This is a genomic window from Bartonella sp. AD328YNZD (assembly GCF_042196425.1).
The window spans coordinates 1-701 of the sequence record NZ_JBHIQG010000739.1 but is presented as its reverse complement, the minus strand read 5'-3'; the positions used below and the strand labels follow the sequence as shown (position 1 = coordinate 701).

General features: G+C 42.2%; 1 protein-coding gene. It reads right to left on the bottom strand.

What is annotated here, in order from left to right:
- Positions 1-701: hypothetical protein (locus tag ACFIO3_RS14765; protein ID WP_375704747.1), on the bottom strand; the 701-nt coding region annotated here is incomplete at both ends.

Here is a 701-nt window from a genome sequence, read left to right as displayed (position 1 = left end):
CAGTCTTTTCTATCATGTGTGACCAATTTTCGTTTATTGACCAGCCCCCTCCTGCCTTCCGCCGAGAACCATTCCATCGATACTGTTCTACAGAGTTTCTTTCGTCAATATATTTCCAAGTAAATGCCTTATAGACTGTTCCATCGCTTGAAATTGCGGTGCCATAGGTTTCTTCTTTACTATTCCAAAGTGGATTATCTAAGTAAATGTATAAGTGTCCTTTCCAAACTCCGTTATCATCTTGATGTTCGTGCCCTTGTCCCCAAAGACCAACTTTCGCATCATGATATAACATCCCATCACTGAGTTGATCAGAACCCTTTGGTCTTTGGAAAGAAATATCGCTATATTCAGTTTTTTCTGTGATGACAGGCGTGCTATCAGCTTCGTTTTTCAGGGTGTTGGTTTGGATATTTAAGTTTCCACCAGCTTGAATAAAGCCTGCTTTGTTAACAAGGGAAAGGCTTTTTCCGCTGCCAGCTGCATTGGTAAAAGATAAATCACCTTCTGCCATTATGGTGCCAAAATCATTCAACAAAGCCCCATCAACTTGTAAAGCACCATTGCCCTTCACATAAATTAAGCCCGTTTTGTTGTTGGTCACATCCCCCGTCACGCTAAAGACTAAATCCTGCCCCGATGCCAATTGACCGCTATTTCCAAGCTCCCCCGTTTTGATCACGAAATCTCTGGCTGCTAAA